Source organism: Pseudomonas sp. MM213 (assembly GCF_020423045.1).
In the GTDB taxonomy this organism is placed as follows: Bacteria; Pseudomonadota; Gammaproteobacteria; order Pseudomonadales; family Pseudomonadaceae; genus Aquipseudomonas; species Aquipseudomonas migulae.
The window spans coordinates 4,503,280-4,520,871 of the sequence record NZ_CP081943.1 but is presented as its reverse complement, the minus strand read 5'-3'; the positions used below and the strand labels follow the sequence as shown (position 1 = coordinate 4,520,871).

Here is a 17,592-nt window from a genome sequence, read left to right as displayed (position 1 = left end):
CTGTACCGGCCCAAATCGCTAGCAGGCTAGCTCCCACATTGAAATGCATTCCAATGTGGGAGCTAGCCTGCTAGCGATTTGGGGCGCATGAATTATCCGGTAAAAACTCGAATACTGGCCTTTCATCCAATTGTCATATTTCAGCCATAGAGTGTTCACACGGCCTGCTGATACTTGGCCCCGACTAACACACCCTATCTGCTAGGAGTAAGGCATGAAACTGAAGCGTTTGATGGCGGCAATGACTTTTGTCGCTGCTGGCGTTGCGACTGCCAACGCGTTCGCCGCTGTTGACCCTGCTATCCCGAGCTACACCAAGACCACTGGTGTGTCGGGCAACCTGTCCAGCGTCGGCTCCGATACCCTGGCCAACCTCATGACCCTGTGGGCTGAGAACTACAAAAAAGAATACCCGAACGTAAACATCCAGATTCAGGCCGCTGGCTCCGCCACTGCGCCACCTGCGCTGACTGAAGGCACCTCCAACCTGGGCCCGATGAGCCGCAAGATGAAGGACACCGAACTGGCTGCCTTCGAGCAGAAGTACGGCTACAAGCCAACCGCTATCCCGGTTGCCGTGGACGCCCTGGCCGTCTTCGTTCACAAAGACAACCCGATCCAGCACCTGACCATGGAACAAGTCGACGCGATCTTCTCGTCCACTCGTCTGTGCGGTGCTAAAACCGATGTGAAAACCTGGGGTGACCTGGGTGTGACCGGCGACCTGGCCAACAAGCCGGTTCAACTGTTCGGTCGTAACTCGGTATCCGGCACCTACGGCTACTTCAAAGAAGAAGCCCTGTGCAAAGGCGACTACAAGCCAAACGTCAACGAACAACCAGGCTCGGCTTCGGTCGTGCAGTCGATCAGCTCCTCGCTGAACGGCATCGGTTACTCGGGCATCGGCTACAAGACCGCTAGCGTGAAGACTGTGGCCCTGGCCAAGAAAGGCAGCCAGGACTTCATCGAAGACACCGAAGAAAACGCCCTGAACGGCAAATACCCGCTGTCGCGTTTCCTCTACGTTTACGTCAACAAAGCCCCGAACAAGCCTCTGGCCCCGCTGGAAGCCGAGTTCGTGAAACTGGTTCTGTCCAAACAGGGCCAGGAAGTTGTAGTAAAAGACGGCTACATCCCACTGCCGGCCAAGGTTGCTGCAAAAGCACTGGCTGACCTGGGTCTGCAAGAAGGCGGCGCTGAAGTCGCAAAAAAGTAAAACCCTAGGTCCGGGTTGATCCCGGACCTGTAGGAGCAAAGCTTGCTCGCGAAAGCGGTGGTCAGTCGACATTGATACTGAATGTGACGACCCATTCGCGGGCAAGCCTCGCTCCTACAAGGCTCAGGGTTGCCATTTCCGGCAGCCCGGCCTCCCCAAATTTTTGATCCACTGCCAGTTCCCGCTGGCGGCGGATTTGTTGCGTCACTGCATTGTCATCTTTCTGTCATACAGGATCGCTAGGGTGTGCGCATGAATGATCTGGCCAATTCCACCATGACTACAAATCCCCCCAAGCGAATTGATTTCAATACGCCTGAGTTGCAACGCAAGCGCCGCATCCGCGCGCTCAAAGATCGCCTGACCCGCTGGTACGTCCTCGTTGGCGGCCTTGCCGTTCTCGGCGCGATCACGCTGATCTTCTTCTTCCTTGCCTACGTCGTCCTGCCCCTGTTCCAGGGTGCCGACCTGACCGCCAAGGAATCCATCACGCCCGCCTGGATGCAGGACGCCGGCAAGCCGCTGATGATCTCCCTGGAAGAGCAGAACCAGGTCGCCATGCGGGTTTCCGACAAAGGGCAGGCACTGTTTTTCGACATCGACAGTGGCGCCGAACTCAAGCGCGTCGATCTGCCGGTTCCGGCCGGCGCTACCGTGACCTCCATCGGCGAAGACCAACCGGGCCATCCATTGGTGGCGGTGGGCTTCTCCAATGGCCAGGCGCTGGTGTTCCGTCACACCTATAAAGTCAGCTACCCGGACGGCAAGAAGACCATCTCGCCGGCCGTCGAATATCCGTACGGCGAAACCCCGATTGCGCTGAACGAGGCGGGCGGTGCGCTGGAGCACGTCAGCCTCAACGCCACCGATTCGACCCTGATGCTGGTCGGTTCCACCGGTTCGCAACTCAATGTTCTGTCGCTGACCAGCGAAGAGAACATGATGACCGGCGAAATCACCAACGAGCAGAAACGCATCGATCTGCCGCAGATGACCGAGCCGGTGAAGAACATCTTCGTCGACCCGCGCCAACAGTGGCTGTACGTGATTAACGGTCGTGCCCAGGCCGACGTGTTCAGCCTGCGCGACAAGAGCCTCAACGGTCGCTACAAGCTGCTCGAAAACGGCGAAGCCGAGATCACCGCCAGCACCCAACTGGTGGGCGGTATCTCGCTGATCCTCGGCGACTCCAAAGGTGGCCTGGCCCAGTGGTTCATGGCTCGCGACCCGGATGGCGAACTGCGCCTGAAGCAGATCCGCACCTTCCAGATGGGCACCACGCCAATCGTTGAAATCACTGCCGAAGAGCGTCGCAAAGGCTTCATCGCCCTCGACGCATCCGGCAAGCTCGGCGTATTCCACAGCACCGCGCACCGCACCTTGCTGGTGGACCAGGTCGTGGAAGGCCAGGGCCTGTTCGGTCTGTCGCCACGGGCCAACCGCGTGATCGTGGAAGCCGGTGGCAAGATTCAACCGCTGCTGCTCGACAACCCGCACCCGGAAGTGTCGTGGAGCGCGCTGTGGAGCAAGGTCTGGTACGAGAACTACGACGAGCCTAAATACGTCTGGCAATCGACCGCCGCCAACACCGATTTCGAACCGAAGCTGAGCTTGTCTCCGCTGACCTTCGGCACCCTGAAAGCCGCGTTCTACGCCATGCTGCTGGCCGCGCCACTGGCCGTCGCTGCGGCGATCTATACCGCGTACTTCATGGCCCCGGGCATGCGCCGCAAGGTCAAGCCGGTGATCGAGCTGATGGAAGCGATGCCGACGGTGATCCTCGGTTTCTTCGCCGGTCTGTTCCTCGCACCGTATGTAGAAGGACATTTACCGGGCATCTTCAGCCTGCTGATGCTCTTGCCGATCGGCATTCTGGTGGCCGGCTTCGTCTTCAGCCGCCTGCCTGAATCGATCCGCCTGAAAGTGCCGGACGGTTGGGAAAGCGCGATTCTGATTCCGGTGATCCTGTTCGTGGGCTGGCTCTCCCTGTACATGAGCCCGTTCATGGAGAACTGGTTCTTCGGCGGCGACATGCGCATGTGGATCTCCCATGACCTGGGCATCACCTACGACCAGCGCAACGCACTGGTGGTCGGTCTGGCCATGGGCTTCGCGGTGATCCCGAACATCTACTCCATCGCCGAAGACGCCGTGTTCAGCGTGCCGCGTGGCCTGACCCTCGGTTCCCTGGCCCTCGGTGCCACGCCGTGGCAGACCATGACCCGCGTGGTAATCCTCACCGCCAGCCCGGGCATCTTCTCGGCGCTGATGATCGGCATGGGCCGTGCGGTCGGTGAAACCATGATCGTGCTGATGGCCACCGGTAACACCCCGGTCATGGAAATGAACCTGTTCGAAGGTCTGCGAACGCTGGCCGCCAACGTCGCGGTGGAAATGCCCGAATCGGAAGTCGGCGGCAGCCACTACCGCGTGCTGTTCCTCTCGGCGCTGGTGCTGCTGTTGTTCACCTTCGTCATGAACACCCTCGCAGAACTGATTCGTCAGCGTCTGCGCAAGAAATACTCGTCGCTTTAAGAAAGGTAGAAGTCTGTGAAACAGAACTCCCTGAATGGATGGTTCAAGAGCGGCGCCCCCGGCGTCTGGATCAGCGGTGGCGCGGTGTCCATCGCGGTCATCATGACCATTGGCCTGCTGGCGGTGATTGCCGTGCGCGGTCTGGGTCACTTCTGGCCGGCTGATTTGATTCACGCCAGCTACGACGTGCCGGGCCAGGCCAATCACCTGGTCATCGGCGAAGTGGTACAGAAAGAAGAAGTGCCGCGCGCGCGCCTGAAAAGCGCCGGGCTGCCGGTGCCTGACGAAGGCCCGGAGTTCATGACCCGCGAGCTGATCAAGGTCGGCAACCGTGACTTGAACGGCAACGACTTCACCTGGATCGTCGGCGAGTGGCTAACTAACCAAACCACCCCGCCTGAGCTCATGGCCATCGAGCGTCGCGAGTGGGGCAATTTCTACGGTTACCTGGTCAACGTCAAACAGGACGGCAAGGTTATTGCCGAAGGCGAAGCCGCGTGGCCTGAGTTGCAGGCCCGTGTTGCCCGCGTCAACCAGCTCGCCTCTCAGCTCAAGACCCTGGAAAAAGTCGACATCGGCGCGATCAACTCAGGCCTCGAACGCATCCGTCTGCACGGTCGCAAACTGGAACTGGCCGGCAAGCTCGATGCCACCGCGCAAGCGGACATGGAATCCGAGCGCGCCGAGCTGAACGCACGTTATCAGGACATCGAAGCACGCCTGAACGACCTGCACGCCCAGTTCAATCGCGACAGCCTGACGGCCCGCGATGCCAACGGCAAAGAGATTGAAATCGGCATCGGCAAAGTGGTTCACGCCTATCAGCCGAACGCCATGGGTACGATGACCAAGATCGGTTTCTACTTCAGCAAGGTCTGGGAATTCCTCAGCGACGACCCGCGTGAAGCGAACACCGAAGGCGGGATTTTCCCGGCCATCTTCGGCACCGTGATGATGACCCTGATCATGGCAATGATCGTGACCCCGTTCGGCGTACTGGCGGCGGTTTACCTGCGTGAATACGCCAAGCAGAACACGCTGACGCGGATTATCCGCATCGCCGTGAACAACCTGGCGGGCGTTCCGGCGATCGTTTATGGCGTGTTCGGTCTGGGCTTCTTCGTTTACGTGCTGGGCGGCTCGGTCGACCGGTTGTTCTTCCCAGAAGCGCTGCCGGCACCGACCTTCGGTACACCGGGTCTGCTCTGGGCTTCGTTGACCCTGGCGCTGCTGGCGGTGCCGGTGGTGATCGTGGCCACCGAAGAAGGTCTGGCGCGGATTCCTCGCACCGTGCGTGAAGGCTCGTTGGCCCTCGGCGCGACCAAGGCGGAAACCCTGTGGAAGATCGTGCTGCCGATGGCCAGCCCGGCAATGATGACCGGCATGATCCTCGCCGTGGCTCGCGCCGCCGGTGAAGTGGCGCCGCTGATGCTGGTGGGTGTGGTGAAACTGGCGCCGTCGCTGCCGCTGGATGGCAACTACCCGTACCTGCACCTTGACCAGAAGATCATGCACTTGGGCTTCCATATTTATGACGTCGGCTTCCAGAGCCCGAACGTCGAAGCCGCACGACCGCTGGTGTACGCCACAGCGTTGCTGCTGGTGCTGGTGATCGCGACATTGAACCTGTCGGCCGTTTATATCCGTAACCACCTGCGCGAGAAATACAAAGCGCTGGATAGCTAATTTAGCGCCGCTCCCTGTAGGAGCCAGGCTTGCCGGCGAAGGCGATTTCAAGGACGCCTTCGCGGGCAAGCCTCGCTCCTACAGGACGGCAACACCGCTGGCCCATTATGTGAGGCCAGCGGACAACCGAACCGAATTTGTCAGCACAGGGAGCTTCCCATGCAGCACGAAACACATACCCACGGCATCAACATGTCTGCCCTGGGCCGCGACAAACAGAGCCTGAGCCTTGCGCAGGAAACCGTGGCCATTGAAGTGCCGGGCCTGAGCCTGTTCTACGGCGACAAACAAGCGCTGTACGACGTCAGCATGAACATCCCGAAACAGCGCGTGACCGCCTTCATCGGCCCGTCCGGCTGCGGCAAGTCCACGCTGCTGCGCACCTTCAACCGCATGAACGACCTGGTTGACGGCTGCCGCGTAGAAGGTGAAATCAACCTCTACGGCAACAACATCTACCGCAAGGGCGAAGACGTGGCCGAGCTGCGTCGTCGTGTCGGCATGGTGTTCCAGAAGCCGAACCCGTTCCCGAAAACCATTTACGAAAACGTGGTTTACGGCCTGCGCATCCAGGGCATCAACAAAAAGCGCGTCCTCGACGAAGCCGTCGAGTGGGCGTTGAAAGGCGCGGCACTGTGGGACGAAGTCAAAGACCGTCTGCATGAATCGGCACTCGGCCTGTCCGGTGGTCAACAGCAACGTCTGGTGATCGCGCGCACCATCGCCGTGGAACCGGAAGTGCTGCTGCTCGACGAACCGTGCTCGGCACTCGACCCGATCTCGACGCTGAAAGTCGAAGAGCTGATCTACGAACTGAAATCGAAATTCACCATCGTCATCGTGACCCACAACATGCAACAGGCCGCGCGGGTTTCCGACTACACGGCGTTCATGTACATGGGCAAACTGGTGGAATTCGGCGACACCGACACCTTGTTCACCAATCCGGCGAAGAAGCAGACCGAAGACTACATCACTGGTCGCTACGGCTAGGAAGCTGTTGTTGCTCACTGAACTGACGCTGCGGTCCACCGCACCTTACCGGACGCTCCAAGGACGCCAACATGATTAGCAAAGAAGGCCTTACCCATCACATCTCCCAGCAGTTCAACGCTGAGCTCGAGGAAGTGCGCAGCCACCTCCTGGCCATGGGCGGGCTGGTCGAGAAACAGGTCAACGACGCGGTCACTGCGCTGATCGAGGCCGACTCCGGCCTGGCCCAGCAAGTGCGCGAGATCGACGACCAGATCAACCAGATGGAGCGCAACATCGACGAAGAATGCCTGCGCATTCTGGCCCGTCGTCAGCCGGCCGCGTCCGACTTGCGTCTGATCATCAGCATCTCCAAGTCGGTGATCGACCTTGAGCGCATCGGTGACGAAGCAACCAAGATCGCCCGTCGCGCCATCCAGTTGTGTGAAGAAGGCGAAGCCCCGCGCGGCTATGTCGAGGTGCGCCACATCGGCGACCAGGTGCGCAACATGGTTCGCGATGCACTGGACGCGTTTGCCCGTTTCGACGCCGACCTGGCGTTGTCGGTGGCGCAGTACGACAAGATCATCGACCGCGAATACAAGACCGCCCTGCGCGAGCTCGCCACCTACATGATGGAAGACCCACGCTCTATCTCGCGGGTCTTGAGCATCATCTGGGTGCTGCGTTCGCTGGAGCGCATCGGCGACCACGCGCGCAATATTTCCGAGCTGGTGATTTATCTGGTGCGCGGCACCGACGTGCGTCACTTGGGCCTCAAGCGCATGAAAGAAGAAGTTGAAGGCACAAGTGGTGAAACCGCTAATGTTCCGGGCAAAGTTGACGATAAGTAAGATTGCCCAAGTAAAGCGCCCGGCCTTTTGGCCGGGCGTTTTTGTTTACGGGTTTGTGAATTTGAATGCAGCACCCGCGAACGAAAAGTCCCGGCGTGACTGAAGGTTTATGGCGATGCGCCATCAGTAAAGCGGTATGCTTGCCGGGATTTTTTAAAGGGGTGATGGATGAGTAAGGTCAGTGTATTGGTCGTGGATGATGCGTCGTTCATTCGTGACCTGGTGAAGAAGTGCCTGCGCAACTACTTCCCGGGGATCCGGATCGAAGACGCGGTCAACGGCAAGAAGGCTCAGGCCTTGCTGGCGCGGGAAGCGTTCGATCTGGTCCTGTGCGACTGGGAAATGCCGGAAATGTCCGGCCTGGAACTGCTGACCTGGTGCCGCGAGCAGGACAATCTCAAGACCATGCCCTTTGTCATGGTGACCAGCCGTGGCGACAAAGAGAACGTTGTCCAGGCGATTCAGGCCGGTGTATCCGGCTACGTCAGCAAGCCGTTCACCAACGAACAACTGCTGACCAAGGTCAAGCAGGCGCTGAACAAGGTCGGCAAGCTCGACACCTTGATGAACAGCGCACCGACCAAAATGAACTCGGCGTTCGGCAATGATTCCTTGAGCGCGTTGACCGGCGGCAAGCCTGCCATGGCCAGCGTTGCACCTGCTGCTGCACCGATTGCCCGACCTGCCGCCGCTGCACCAGCGCCAGCACCCGCGGCGGCTGCCCCGTCCCGTGGCCTGCTCAACAGCCCGCCGGTAAAAGCACCGGCGGCGTCTGCAGCACCTACCGGTGGTCGTGGCCAAGGCCAATTGCGCCTGCCCAATGGCATTCAGCAATGCGTGATCAAGGCGTTGAGCCTCAAGGAAGCGCTGCTGGTGGTCAAACGCAGCGAAGCCCTGCCGCAAGTGCTCGACAGCGCCGTGCTCGATCTGGAGCAGGGCGACAACGCTGAAGTCGCCCGCCTGAACGGTTACCTGCACGCCATCGTCGCCCACGAGCAGAAACCCGACAGCGAATGGCTGCAACTGACGTTCCGCTTTGTCGACCAGGATGCGCAGAAACTGGATTACATCTCCCGTTTGATAGCACGTGGTACGGCGCAGAAGCATTTCGTTCCAGGCGCATAACCTTCGTCGCCTGACAGTCCGCCATCGCGGGCAAGCCTCGCTCCTACAGTACGGTGTGAACCTGTAGGAGCGAGGCTTGCCCGCGAAGGGGTCATCAGATTCACCACACATCCCCCCGACCTGCCCATTTTGAAACATCTGCCGACTACCCGGGTCCATTGCAGCTGCTAGGCTCATCCCCAGGCCTTACTCGACAGAATCCTGCCCATGCTCGCGCGCCTGCTGTTTTGCTGTGGTCTGTTCATGGCGTCCTCTACGGCCATGGCCATGACCATCTACAAATCCACCGATGCCAATGGCGTGGTCTCCTACAGCGACCGCCCCACGAAAGGCGCCAAGGTGTTCACTTTTCGTGATCGCATGGTCGAGCACCTTGAGCGTCAGGTGTACCTCGTCATCACCAAGAAAAAAGGCGTGGACAGTGTGTACGTGCGCAACGACCTGTACGCGCCGGTACAGATCGAGTTGAGTTTCGCCGGGCTGCAGAACGTCAGCGGTGCGCCGAGCCGACCGATTCGCCGGGTCATGCCGGCGCGCAGCAGCATTCGTCTGGCGCTGCTCACGGCGACGCGGGCCGAAAGGCCGCTCGCGTACACCCCCAGATTTGAATACTTCCTGGGTGATCCCTCAGGCGCCGCCATGGCCTATCGATACCCGTTCCCCTGGCGCGGTGGGCCGTTTCGGCTGAGTCAGGGCGCCAATGGCCAATACAGCCACTTCGGCCCCAAGAATCGCTACGCCATGGATATCGCGATGCCTGAGGGCACGCCGATCATTGCTGCGCGGGGCGGGGTGGTGGTGAAAACCGAGAACGCCCAGACCGGGCGCGGCAACGATCCGTCAGGCAATTTCGTGCGGGTGCTGCACGATGACGGGACGATGGGCGTGTACTTGCACCTCAAGCGAGGTTCGGTGAGTGTTCGCGAGGGGCAGCGGGTGTCGGTGGGCAGTCCGCTGGCGCTGTCGGGCAACACCGGCAACAGCAGCGGGCCGCACCTGCATTTTGTGGTACAGCGCAATACCGGGATGGGGCTGGTGTCGATTCCGTACCAGTTCAATCAACCGGTGGGGGCATTGCCCAACTTTGCGTTGGGCAAACAATGATGTGTTGCCTGGGCTGACGCCTTCGCGGGCAAGCCTCGCTCCTACAGACTCAGCGAAATCCTGTAGGAGCGAGGCTTGCCCGCGAAGGGATCGACATGGTTCCGGATCAGCCGATCAATCCAGCATCAACACCTTGGCCAAAATAATCTTCGGCCCTTTCATCTTCTTGATGATGATCCGCAAACCTTCAACTTCCAGCACTTCTTCCTCTTCCGGCACCCGTTTCAGGGATTCATACACCAGCCCGGCGAGGGTTTCGGCTTCGACGTGGTCCAGATCGATGCCCAGCAGGCGCTCGACCTTGAACAGTGGCGTATCGCCGCGAACCAGCAACTTGCCCGGCTGGTACGCGAGGATCCCGCGCTCGGCCTTGCGGTGTTCGTCCTGAATGTCGCCGACCAGCACTTCCAGCACGTCTTCCATGGTCAGGTAGCCGATGACGTTGCCATCGGCCTCTTCGACCAGTGCGAAGTGCGAGCCGCCTTTGCGGAACTGTTCCAGCAACTGCGACAGCGGCATGTGGCGCGACACGCGTTCCAGCGGTCGGGTCAGCTCAGCCAGGTTGAACGACTCGGGAATGTGGTCCAGCGCGGCCAGTTCCAGCAGCAGGTCCTTGATGTGCAGCAGGCCGACGAACTCCTGGCGATCGCTGTCGTACACCGGATAACGGCTGAACTTGTGGCGACGGAACATCGCCAGGATTTCCTTGAGCGGCGCGTTGAACTCCAGCGTCACCAGGTCTTCGCGGGAGTTGGCCCAGTCGACCACTTCCAGCTCGCCCATTTCCACCGCCGAGGCCAATACACGCATGCCTTGGTCGCTCGGGTCCTGGCCACGGCTGGAGTGCAGGATCAGTTTCAGTTCTTCACGGCTGTAATGGTGCTCGTGATGGGGGCCGGGTTCACCCTGGCCAGCGATGCGCAGGATGGTGTTGGCGCTGGCGTTGAGCAGGTAAATCGCCGGGTACATCGCCCAATAGAACAGGTACAGCGGCACGGCGGTCCACAGCGACAGCAATTCGGGTTTGCGGATGGCCCAGGATTTCGGCGCCAGTTCACCCACCACGATGTGCAGGTACGAGATGACAAAGAACGCGGCGAAGAACGACACGGCCTTGATCACTTCGGCCGACTGCACGCCGACGGCTTCCAGCAGCGGCTCGAGGATGTGTGCGAACGCCGGTTCACCGACCCAACCAAGGCCGAGGGAGGCGAGGGTGATACCCAATTGGCAGGCCGACAGGTAGGCATCGAGCTGACTGTGAACGGTGCGCAGGATGTGCCCGCGCCAGCCGTTTTTATCAGCGATGGCCTCGACCCGGGTCGAGCGCAGTTTGACCATGGCAAATTCCGCCGCAACGAAAAATCCGTTGAGCAACACCAGGATCAGAGCAAAAAGAATCATGCCGAAGTCGGCAAAGAGTGTTGCGAGGGTCAAGCCAGGGGAAGGGTCCATGATGGAGTTTTGCGGGTTCCGTGTATTCGAAAAGGGGGTCAATGCGGTGCCTGAAGGGCAGGCACAAGTCAGCCAATGTAGCGGCTGACCGGGTGCTTGCCTAGTGGCGAATGCTGGCCGGTATCAGTCGGCCGTGCTGATGACCCGGGATTTGGTGACCTGGGCGGGCGCGAAATGGCAGGTAAACGTACTGCCGTGGCCCGGCACGCTGCTGATTTCCATCCGTGCGCGGTGGCGCAGCAGCACATGTTTGACGATTGCCAGCCCAAGCCCGGTGCCGCCGGTGTTGGAGTTGCGGCTGGAATCGACGCGGTAGAACCGTTCGGTCAGGCGCGGCAGGTGTTTGCTGTCAATGCCGATCCCGGAATCCTGCACGCTCAGGTGCGCGCCTTGCTCGTCAGCCCACCAGCGAATGCGGATATTGCCTTCGGCCGGGGTGTATTTCACCGCGTTGAACACCAGGTTGGAAAACGCACTGCGCAATTCGGCTTCGCTGCCCTTGAGCAGAATCGTCGGATCGGCTTCCAGGGTGATGCGCTGGTTTTTCTGCCCGGACAGTTGCTGAGCGTCGCCCTTGATCGATTGCAGCAAGCCATCGATGGCCACGGGCTGGTTGTCCGACGGGTAATCGGTGGCTTCCAGCTTGGCCAGCAGCAGCAAGTCGTTGAGCAACGTCTGCATGCGCCCGCCTTGCTGCTGCATTTGCTGCAGGGCACGGGTCCAGCGCGGGTTCACGTCATCGACGTTGTCGAGCAGGGTTTCCAGATACCCGCAGATCACCGTCAGCGGCGTGCGCAGTTCGTGGGAAACGTTGGCGATAAAGTCTTTGCGCATCTGTTCCAGCTGATGGATGCGTGTCACGTCGCGCACCAGCATCAAGTGTTCGTTGTTGCCGTAACGGGTGATGTACAGCTGAATGCGCAGTCGATCGTTGATCGGCGAGGGGATTTCCAGCGGTTCGGCGTAGCTGTCCTGCTCGAAGTATTCCTTGAAGCGCGGATGGCGCACCAGGTTGGTCACTGGCTGGCCACTGTCCTGCGGCGTCTTGAGACCGAGCAGGGTTTCCGCGGCGCGGTTCCACCATTCGAGGTTGCCGTCGGTGTCGAGCATGATCACCGCGTCTTTCAACGCGGCGGTGGATTCCTGGACCCGGTCGATCACCGCTTGCAGGCGTCCGCGCACGCGTTGGTCGCGGCGTTGCAGGTGATAGATGCTGTCGAACACTTCGCCCCACAGGCCGTAGCCATCGGGCGGCGCTTCATCGGGTTTGTGCAGGCGCAGCCACTCGTGCAGACGCAGCAATTGCTTGAGGGTCCAGGCCAGGTAAAGGCCCAGGCCCGCAGCGAGGCTCCAGCCGTAGTAGCCGGTAATCAGGCCGATCACCAGGCAGGCGGTGACCAGTAGCAGCATGTGGCGAATCAGGGTGCCATGCCAGTTTTGGTTCACTTGAACGCGCGTCCTTGTCAGCTTGTCGGGCGGTAAAGGGCTGAATCAGGCTTTGGTGGAAAACCGGTAGCCGGTGCCGCGCACGGTTTGTACCAGATTTTCGTAGGCGTCACCGAGGGCTTTGCGCAGGCGACGGATGTGCACGTCGACGGTGCGTTCCTCTACATACACATTGCCGCCCCAGACCTGATCCAGCAACTGACCACGGGTGTAGGCGCGTTCCTGGTGGGTCATGAAGAATTGCAGCAAGCGGTATTCGGTCGGGCCCATCTCGGCGGGTTTGCCGTCGATGGTCACGCGGTGGCTGATCGGGTCCAGCAGCAGGCCGCCGACTTCAATCGGCGCTTCGCCATCGGTTGGGCCGGCGCGGCGCAGCACGGCTTTGAGGCGCGCAACCAGCTCACGAGGGGAAAACGGTTTGGTGATGTAGTCGTCGGCGCCGACTTCCAGGCCCTGGATCTTGTTGTCCTCTTCGCCCTTGGCGGTGAGCATGATGATCGGGATGTCCCCGGTCAGCTCATCGCGCTTGAGGCGGCGGGCCAGTTCGATACCGGAGGTGCCGGGCAGCATCCAGTCGAGCAGGATCAGGTCCGGTTTGCGGTCGACGATGATCGCGTGGGCCTGTTGCGAGTTTTCGGCCTCCAGGCAGTCATAGCCGGCCATTTCCAACGCAACGGCGATCATTTCGCGAATGGGCGCTTCGTCGTCGACGATCAGAATGCTCCTGCCAACCATGCCTTTAATCCTCTTGTCATTTAACTGTCTTGCGCCGCATTAGATAACGGAATTATTGCAGTCGTGTGACAGTATTTTAGTCGCCCGGCGATTGTCGCGAACCTGAACTAAGCTCTAAGTCCGAATCCTGACAACCACAAAAGGAAGGTTTCCATGAAGAAATACTCGCATTCCTTCAAGGCTTTGATGCTGACCGCAGCCCTGGCGTTGCCGGCAATGGCCTTCGCGGCTGAGCCTGTGATGATGAAAGACGGTGTGATGGCGGACCACAAGGGCATGACCCTGTACACGTTCGACAAGGACACCACCGCTGGCAAGTCGGTGTGCACTGGTGAATGTGCAGAGTACTGGCCACCGTTCAAGGCGGAAGCGGGCGCCAAGGCCGAAGGTGACTGGACAATCGTCACGCGTGACGATGGCACGATGCAGTGGGCCTACAAGGGCAAACCGCTGTACTACTTCAAGAAGGACGCGAAACCGGGTGACAAAACGGGCGACAAAGTGAAGGACGTCTGGCACGTGCTCCAAGGGCCGAAGATGTAAGGCCGATCCGAAATGGCGGCCTCGTTTCCGTAGGAGCGAGGCTTGCCCGCGAAGGCGTCAGCCGCCTCACCGCATCGCGTAATCCAAAACAATCCCCACAAAAATCGCCAACCCCGCCCAATGGTTGTGCAAGAACGCCTTGAAACACCGCATCCGGTCCTTGTCACGGGTGTACCAGAACTCCCACGCAAAACAGCCCGCCGCCGCCAGCAGTCCCAGGTGAAACCAGCCACCCAGCTCGAATTTCGACCCGGCCAGCAGCAGGCAACCCAACGCCAACCCTTGCAAGGTCAGGATGATCACCCGGTCCGCCTCGCCAAACAGAATCGCCGTGGATTTCACACCGATCTTCAAGTCGTCGTCGCGATCAGTCATCGCGTAATAGGTGTCATAACCCACCGTCCACAGCAGGTTGGCGATCCACAGCAACCACGCCGCCGCCGGCAGTTCGCCGGTTTCGGCAGTGAACGCCATCGGCATCCCCCAGGAAAACGCCGCGCCCAGCACCACTTGCGGGTAATAGGTGTAGCGCTTCATGAACGGGTAAGTGAAGGCCAGCGCCAAACCGCCGAACGACAACCACACCGTTGGCGCATTGGTGCACAACACCAGCAGGAAACTCACGCCCATCAGCAATGCAAAGAACACCAGCGCCTCTTTGGAGCTGATCTTTCCGCTCGGCAGCGGACGCTGTTCGGTGCGTTTCACATGGCCATCGACCTTGCGGTCCGCCCAGTCGTTGATTACGCAACCGCCGGCGCGGGTCAGCACCACGCCGAGCACGAAGATCACCACGTTGGCCAGCGACGGCGAACCTTTGCCGGCAATCCACAACGCCCACAGCGTCGGCCACAGCAGCAGGTAAATGCCGATGGGTTTGTCCATGCGCGTCAGCTGAATGAAATCCCAGGCCCGAGGGTTCAAGCGGTTCAGGGACTTGAGCAGGCTCTGGTACATCAGCAGTTCTCCGGATGGGCGCGGGTGGCGTGCCACAAGGTCGGCAGGAAAATCTCGGCCACCAGCACGCTCAAGGCGCCACGGTCGAAGCGCGAGCGACGGCCCCACAACTCAGGTGCCCGGCACTCCACCGGCAGCCACTCCTGAGGATAGTGACAAACCTCGATGGCGCGACGCTGAAACGCCTGATCGCAAAACAGCAACTCGCCCAGCGAGCGACTGCCCAACTCGTCCATGTGCAACCCGTCGCCCTGCAACGCGCTGCGTGCCGCCACGCTGCGGGCGAACACCCAAGCTTCACCGTGACCGCGCAGATACACCTCGCGCACCCAGCCTTCACTGTCTTCGGCCAGGTCCAGTGCCGCGCATTCGTCCGCGCGCAGCGGTTGCCAGCCTTCGAAAAGCGGCGTGACGCTGAAGCGGTCATTCGACAGACGGGTCAGCCGTCGGGTCAGCGAACCTTCGTCGAACAACCAGTCGAGGGTAGACGTGTCGGGGAGCGGCGAAAGTCGACTTTGGGGAAGCCAGAAAGGAGGTTTTGAGTGCGGCACAGTGAGTCATTATTGGCAGCAAATGAGGCGGCGAGCTTACCATGTCGGTCGGTGATTTTGATTGATCCGGCGCCCCATTGCGTCGAACAGGCTTGCATCTGCCGGGCCCGATCAGTACAAAACGCCCTGAGCCGGACGGCAGCGCTGCAACCATCGACCGTTCGCGCCGGCAATAAGCCTGAATCCTGAGGATGTACCTGAATGAAAAAGTGGCAATGTGTGGTCTGCGGCCTGATCTACAACGAAGCCGACGGCTGGCCGGATGACGGCATTGCGCCGGGCACCCTGTGGCAAGACGTGCCGGAAGACTGGCTGTGCCCGGACTGCGGCGTCGGCAAGATGGATTTCGAAATGATCGAAATCAACTAAGACATTTAGAGGAGTAAGGAATGAACGCACCTGTCGTGATCGTCGGCACCGGGCTGGCTGGCTACAACCTCGCCCGGGAGTTTCGCAAACTCGATAGCGAAACCCCGCTGCTGCTGATTACCGCCGATGACGGGCGCTCCTACTCCAAGCCGATGCTCTCCACGGGCTTCGGCAAGAACAAAGACGCCGACGGCCTGAGCATGGCCGAACCCGGCGCCATGGCCGAACAGCTGAAGGCTGAAGTGCGCACCCACACGCGTATCAGCGGCATCGACCCGGGCCACAAGCGCCTGTGGATCGGCGAAGAATCAGTGATCTACCGCGACCTGATCCTGGCCTGGGGCGCCGAAACCGTGCGCGTGCCAATCGAAGGTGATGCGGCGGACGCCGTGTTCCCGATCAACGACCTCGAAGATTACGCGCGCTTTCGTGCGGCAGCGGCCGGCAAACGTCGGGTGCTGTTGCTCGGTGCCGGCCTGATCGGCTGTGAATTCGCCAACGACCTGATCCTTGGCGGTTACGAGGTGCAACTGGTTGCACCGTGCGAACAGGTCATGCCGACCTTGCTGCACCCGGCGGCAGCCGCTGCGGTCCAGGCGGGGCTGGAAAGCCTCGGCGCACGTTTCCACCTCGGGCCGGTGCTCAACCGCTTGCAGCGTGTTGAAGAGGGTTTGGAAGCGCATCTATCGGACGGTCAGGTGATCCCGTGCGACGTGGTGGTCTCCGCCATCGGCCTGCGTCCGCGCATCGACCTGGCGGCCGCCGCCGGTGTGCAGGTCAATCGCGGCGTGGTGGTCGATCGCCACCTGAAAACTTCTCACGCCAACATCTACGCCCTGGGCGACTGCGCCGAAGTCGACGGGCTGAATTTGCTGTACGTGATGCCCCTCATGAGCTGTGCGAGAGCGCTGGCACAAACCCTCGCCGGCAACCCGACAGCCGTGAGCTACGGCGCGATGCCGATCACCGTCAAAACGCCGGTTTGCCCGTTGGTGGTTTCGCCGCCGCCACGGGGTTTGGAGGGTGTCTGGACCGTCGAAGGGCAGGGCGCTGACATCAAGGTTTTATGCCGCGATGCCGCCGGAAAACTGCTCGGTTATGCCCTGACAGGCGCGGCGGTGATGGAAAAACTCGCACTGAACAAAGAACTTCCGCCGCTGCTGGCGTAAATACCGGTCGTTCTGTCGGAATCACCCCGCTTTTGCCCCCACAAACGTCGCGCCGAGACTGGCGCGGCTCTTCCGTGCGTGCCATTCTCACTCCCGTCTGCCGCAGAGTAGAGCACCTGCGGCGCTTTGGGCGCTGTTCCAACGAGAACAGCACGGACATAACAACAAAAAACCGTCAAAGGGGCTTCACTAATGCGTAAACCAGAACTCGCCGCCGCCATCGCGGAAAAAGCAGATCTCACCAAAGAACAGGCCAACCGCGTTCTCAACGCCGTTCTCGAAGAAATCACCGGCGCCCTGCACCGCAAGGACAGCGTGACGCTGGTCGGCTTCGGCACCTTCCTGCAACGCCATCGCGGCGCCCGCACCGGCAAAAACCCGCAAACCGGTGAGCCCGTTAAAATCAAGGCCAGCAACACCGTTGCGTTCAAGCCAGGCAAATCGTTGAAAGACAGCGTTAATCCGTAACACGCACCGACGCCCGCATAGCGGGTGAGCGGAACAAAAAATGGGCACGCCAACCAGGTTGGGTGCCCATTTTTTATGGCCACGAGTTTCATGCCGGGCGCCCACGGATGAGACAACACAAAACCCTTGTAGGAGCCGGCTTGCTGGCGATAGCGGTGGATCAATCAACATCAATGTTGCCTGACACGCCGTCATCGCCAGCAAGCTGGCTCCTACAGTCCTATGTACCAGCGAATTCCCCACTCCCCCCGCAGCAATTCAGTGACAAGGGCCTCCCCATCTTTTGAGCTGACAACACTCACTGTAGGAGCCGGCTTGCCGGCGATAGCGCCCGATCAATCAACATCAATGTCGCCTGACACACCGCCATCGCCAGCAAGCCGGCTCCTACAGGTTTACGTGCGTAG

General features: G+C 60.4%; 17 protein-coding genes. 11 read left to right on the top strand and 6 right to left on the bottom strand.

The annotated features are described in order from the left end of the window. The first annotated feature begins 214 nt into the window (after positions 1-214). Positions 215-1,216 carry a phosphate ABC transporter substrate-binding protein PstS gene (locus K5R88_RS20690; protein ID WP_008038131.1) on the top strand — a complete coding sequence of 334 codons (1,002 nt, stop codon included), beginning with the start codon at positions 215-217 and terminating at the stop codon, positions 1,214-1,216. Between the two features lie 61 nt (positions 1,217-1,277). Here the strand turns inward: K5R88_RS20690 and K5R88_RS20685 are convergent, their stop codons facing one another. Further along, entirely contained in the window at positions 1,278-1,424 is a 147-nt protein-coding gene (locus K5R88_RS20685; RefSeq protein ID WP_157222763.1) for a hypothetical protein, read from the bottom strand. Positions 1,425-1,468: 44 nt separating this feature from the next. Here K5R88_RS20685 and K5R88_RS20680 point away from each other — a divergent pair, with 44 nt between their 5' ends. The 6 genes from K5R88_RS20680 to K5R88_RS20655 all read left to right on the top strand — a co-directional run bounded on the left by K5R88_RS20680 (position 1,469) and on the right by K5R88_RS20655 (position 9,492). Beyond that, a complete protein-coding gene (locus tag K5R88_RS20680; protein ID WP_008030700.1) occupies positions 1,469-3,751 on the top strand; it encodes an ABC transporter permease subunit in 2,283 nt (760 codons plus the stop codon). A 15-nt stretch (positions 3,752-3,766) separates the two neighbouring features. Next, a complete protein-coding gene (gene pstA / locus K5R88_RS20675) occupies positions 3,767-5,437 on the top strand; it encodes a phosphate ABC transporter permease PstA (RefSeq protein ID WP_226298275.1) in 1,671 nt (556 codons plus the stop codon). A gap of 159 nt (positions 5,438-5,596) precedes the next feature. Further along, the gene (gene pstB / locus K5R88_RS20670) at positions 5,597-6,430 is read left to right on the top strand and encodes a phosphate ABC transporter ATP-binding protein PstB (RefSeq protein WP_008030698.1); all 834 of its coding nucleotides are present in this window, start codon (positions 5,597-5,599) and stop codon (positions 6,428-6,430) included. A gap of 71 nt (positions 6,431-6,501) precedes the next feature. Further along, complete coding sequence (gene phoU / locus K5R88_RS20665) at positions 6,502-7,263, top strand: phosphate signaling complex protein PhoU (protein WP_008030696.1); 762 nt, start codon at positions 6,502-6,504, stop codon at positions 7,261-7,263. Positions 7,264-7,431: 168 nt separating this feature from the next. Then, positions 7,432-8,388, top strand: a complete 957-nt coding sequence (locus tag K5R88_RS20660) for a response regulator (protein ID WP_008038130.1) — start codon at positions 7,432-7,434, stop codon at positions 8,386-8,388. A 207-nt stretch (positions 8,389-8,595) separates the two neighbouring features. Continuing rightward, positions 8,596-9,492 (top strand): peptidoglycan DD-metalloendopeptidase family protein, encoded by an 897-nt coding sequence (locus K5R88_RS20655; protein ID WP_008038129.1) that lies wholly within the window; start codon positions 8,596-8,598, stop codon positions 9,490-9,492. Between the two features lie 114 nt (positions 9,493-9,606). On the opposite strand, the gene K5R88_RS20650 is transcribed toward K5R88_RS20655, so the two are convergent. The 3 genes from K5R88_RS20650 to phoB all read right to left on the bottom strand — a co-directional run bounded on the left by K5R88_RS20650 (position 9,607) and on the right by phoB (position 13,128). Next, positions 9,607-10,947, bottom strand: a complete 1,341-nt coding sequence (locus K5R88_RS20650) for a hemolysin family protein (RefSeq protein ID WP_008030693.1) — start codon at positions 10,945-10,947, stop codon at positions 9,607-9,609. 123 nt (positions 10,948-11,070) lie between these two features. Next, on the bottom strand, positions 11,071-12,357 hold the full coding sequence (gene phoR / locus K5R88_RS20645; RefSeq protein WP_230427582.1) for a phosphate regulon sensor histidine kinase PhoR: 1,287 nt from the start codon (positions 12,355-12,357) through the stop codon (positions 11,071-11,073). A gap of 81 nt (positions 12,358-12,438) precedes the next feature. Continuing rightward, positions 12,439-13,128: a phosphate regulon transcriptional regulator PhoB gene (gene phoB / locus K5R88_RS20640; RefSeq protein WP_007896474.1), complete on the bottom strand. Its 690-nt coding sequence runs from the start codon at positions 13,126-13,128 to the stop codon at positions 12,439-12,441. Positions 13,129-13,281: 153 nt separating this feature from the next. Here phoB and K5R88_RS20635 point away from each other — a divergent pair, with 153 nt between their 5' ends. Beyond that, complete coding sequence (locus K5R88_RS20635) at positions 13,282-13,671, top strand: COG4315 family predicted lipoprotein (RefSeq protein WP_192228182.1); 390 nt, start codon at positions 13,282-13,284, stop codon at positions 13,669-13,671. 66 nt (positions 13,672-13,737) lie between these two features. Here the strand turns inward: K5R88_RS20635 and ubiA are convergent, their stop codons facing one another. Both ubiA and K5R88_RS20625 read right to left on the bottom strand, forming a co-directional pair. After that, positions 13,738-14,628: a 4-hydroxybenzoate octaprenyltransferase gene (gene ubiA / locus K5R88_RS20630; RefSeq protein WP_226298274.1), complete on the bottom strand. Its 891-nt coding sequence runs from the start codon at positions 14,626-14,628 to the stop codon at positions 13,738-13,740. Then, the gene (locus K5R88_RS20625) at positions 14,628-15,179 is read right to left on the bottom strand and encodes a chorismate--pyruvate lyase family protein (RefSeq protein ID WP_192417712.1); all 552 of its coding nucleotides are present in this window, start codon (positions 15,177-15,179) and stop codon (positions 14,628-14,630) included. The genes ubiA and K5R88_RS20625 overlap by 1 nt, the downstream gene beginning before the upstream one ends. Before the next feature lie 201 nt (positions 15,180-15,380). Between K5R88_RS20625 and K5R88_RS20620 the strand changes: the two genes are divergently transcribed. The 3 genes from K5R88_RS20620 to K5R88_RS20610 all read left to right on the top strand — a co-directional run bounded on the left by K5R88_RS20620 (position 15,381) and on the right by K5R88_RS20610 (position 17,185). Next, entirely contained in the window at positions 15,381-15,548 is a 168-nt protein-coding gene (locus K5R88_RS20620; RefSeq protein WP_007954349.1) for a rubredoxin, read from the top strand. A gap of 20 nt (positions 15,549-15,568) precedes the next feature. Beyond that, a complete protein-coding gene (locus K5R88_RS20615; protein ID WP_207284973.1) occupies positions 15,569-16,717 on the top strand; it encodes an NAD(P)/FAD-dependent oxidoreductase in 1,149 nt (382 codons plus the stop codon). A 192-nt stretch (positions 16,718-16,909) separates the two neighbouring features. After that, on the top strand, positions 16,910-17,185 hold the full coding sequence (locus K5R88_RS20610; protein WP_003213368.1) for an HU family DNA-binding protein: 276 nt from the start codon (positions 16,910-16,912) through the stop codon (positions 17,183-17,185). Positions 17,186-17,592: the final 407 nt, after the last annotated feature.

What these genes read in the sequence shown, in the direction of transcription:
- ubiA (WP_226298274.1), bottom strand. Translation starts at nt 14,628, where the DNA reads ATGTACCAGAGCCTGCTCAAGTCCCTGAACCGCTTGAACCCTCGGGCC.
- K5R88_RS20615 (WP_207284973.1), top strand. Translation starts at nt 15,569, where the DNA reads ATGAACGCACCTGTCGTGATCGTCGGCACCGGGCTGGCTGGCTACAAC.
- pstB (WP_008030698.1), top strand. Translation starts at nt 5,597, where the DNA reads ATGCAGCACGAAACACATACCCACGGCATCAACATGTCTGCCCTGGGC.
- K5R88_RS20680 (WP_008030700.1), top strand. Translation starts at nt 1,469, where the DNA reads ATGAATGATCTGGCCAATTCCACCATGACTACAAATCCCCCCAAGCGA.
- K5R88_RS20650 (WP_008030693.1), bottom strand. Translation starts at nt 10,947, where the DNA reads ATGGACCCTTCCCCTGGCTTGACCCTCGCAACACTCTTTGCCGACTTC.
- K5R88_RS20635 (WP_192228182.1), top strand. Translation starts at nt 13,282, where the DNA reads ATGAAGAAATACTCGCATTCCTTCAAGGCTTTGATGCTGACCGCAGCC.
- K5R88_RS20655 (WP_008038129.1), top strand. Translation starts at nt 8,596, where the DNA reads ATGCTCGCGCGCCTGCTGTTTTGCTGTGGTCTGTTCATGGCGTCCTCT.
- K5R88_RS20690 (WP_008038131.1), top strand. Translation starts at nt 215, where the DNA reads ATGAAACTGAAGCGTTTGATGGCGGCAATGACTTTTGTCGCTGCTGGC.
- phoB (WP_007896474.1), bottom strand. Translation starts at nt 13,128, where the DNA reads ATGGTTGGCAGGAGCATTCTGATCGTCGACGACGAAGCGCCCATTCGC.
- K5R88_RS20660 (WP_008038130.1), top strand. Translation starts at nt 7,432, where the DNA reads ATGAGTAAGGTCAGTGTATTGGTCGTGGATGATGCGTCGTTCATTCGT.
- K5R88_RS20610 (WP_003213368.1), top strand. Translation starts at nt 16,910, where the DNA reads ATGCGTAAACCAGAACTCGCCGCCGCCATCGCGGAAAAAGCAGATCTC.
- phoU (WP_008030696.1), top strand. Translation starts at nt 6,502, where the DNA reads ATGATTAGCAAAGAAGGCCTTACCCATCACATCTCCCAGCAGTTCAAC.
- phoR (WP_230427582.1), bottom strand. Translation starts at nt 12,357, where the DNA reads ATGCTGCTACTGGTCACCGCCTGCCTGGTGATCGGCCTGATTACCGGC.
- K5R88_RS20620 (WP_007954349.1), top strand. Translation starts at nt 15,381, where the DNA reads ATGAAAAAGTGGCAATGTGTGGTCTGCGGCCTGATCTACAACGAAGCC.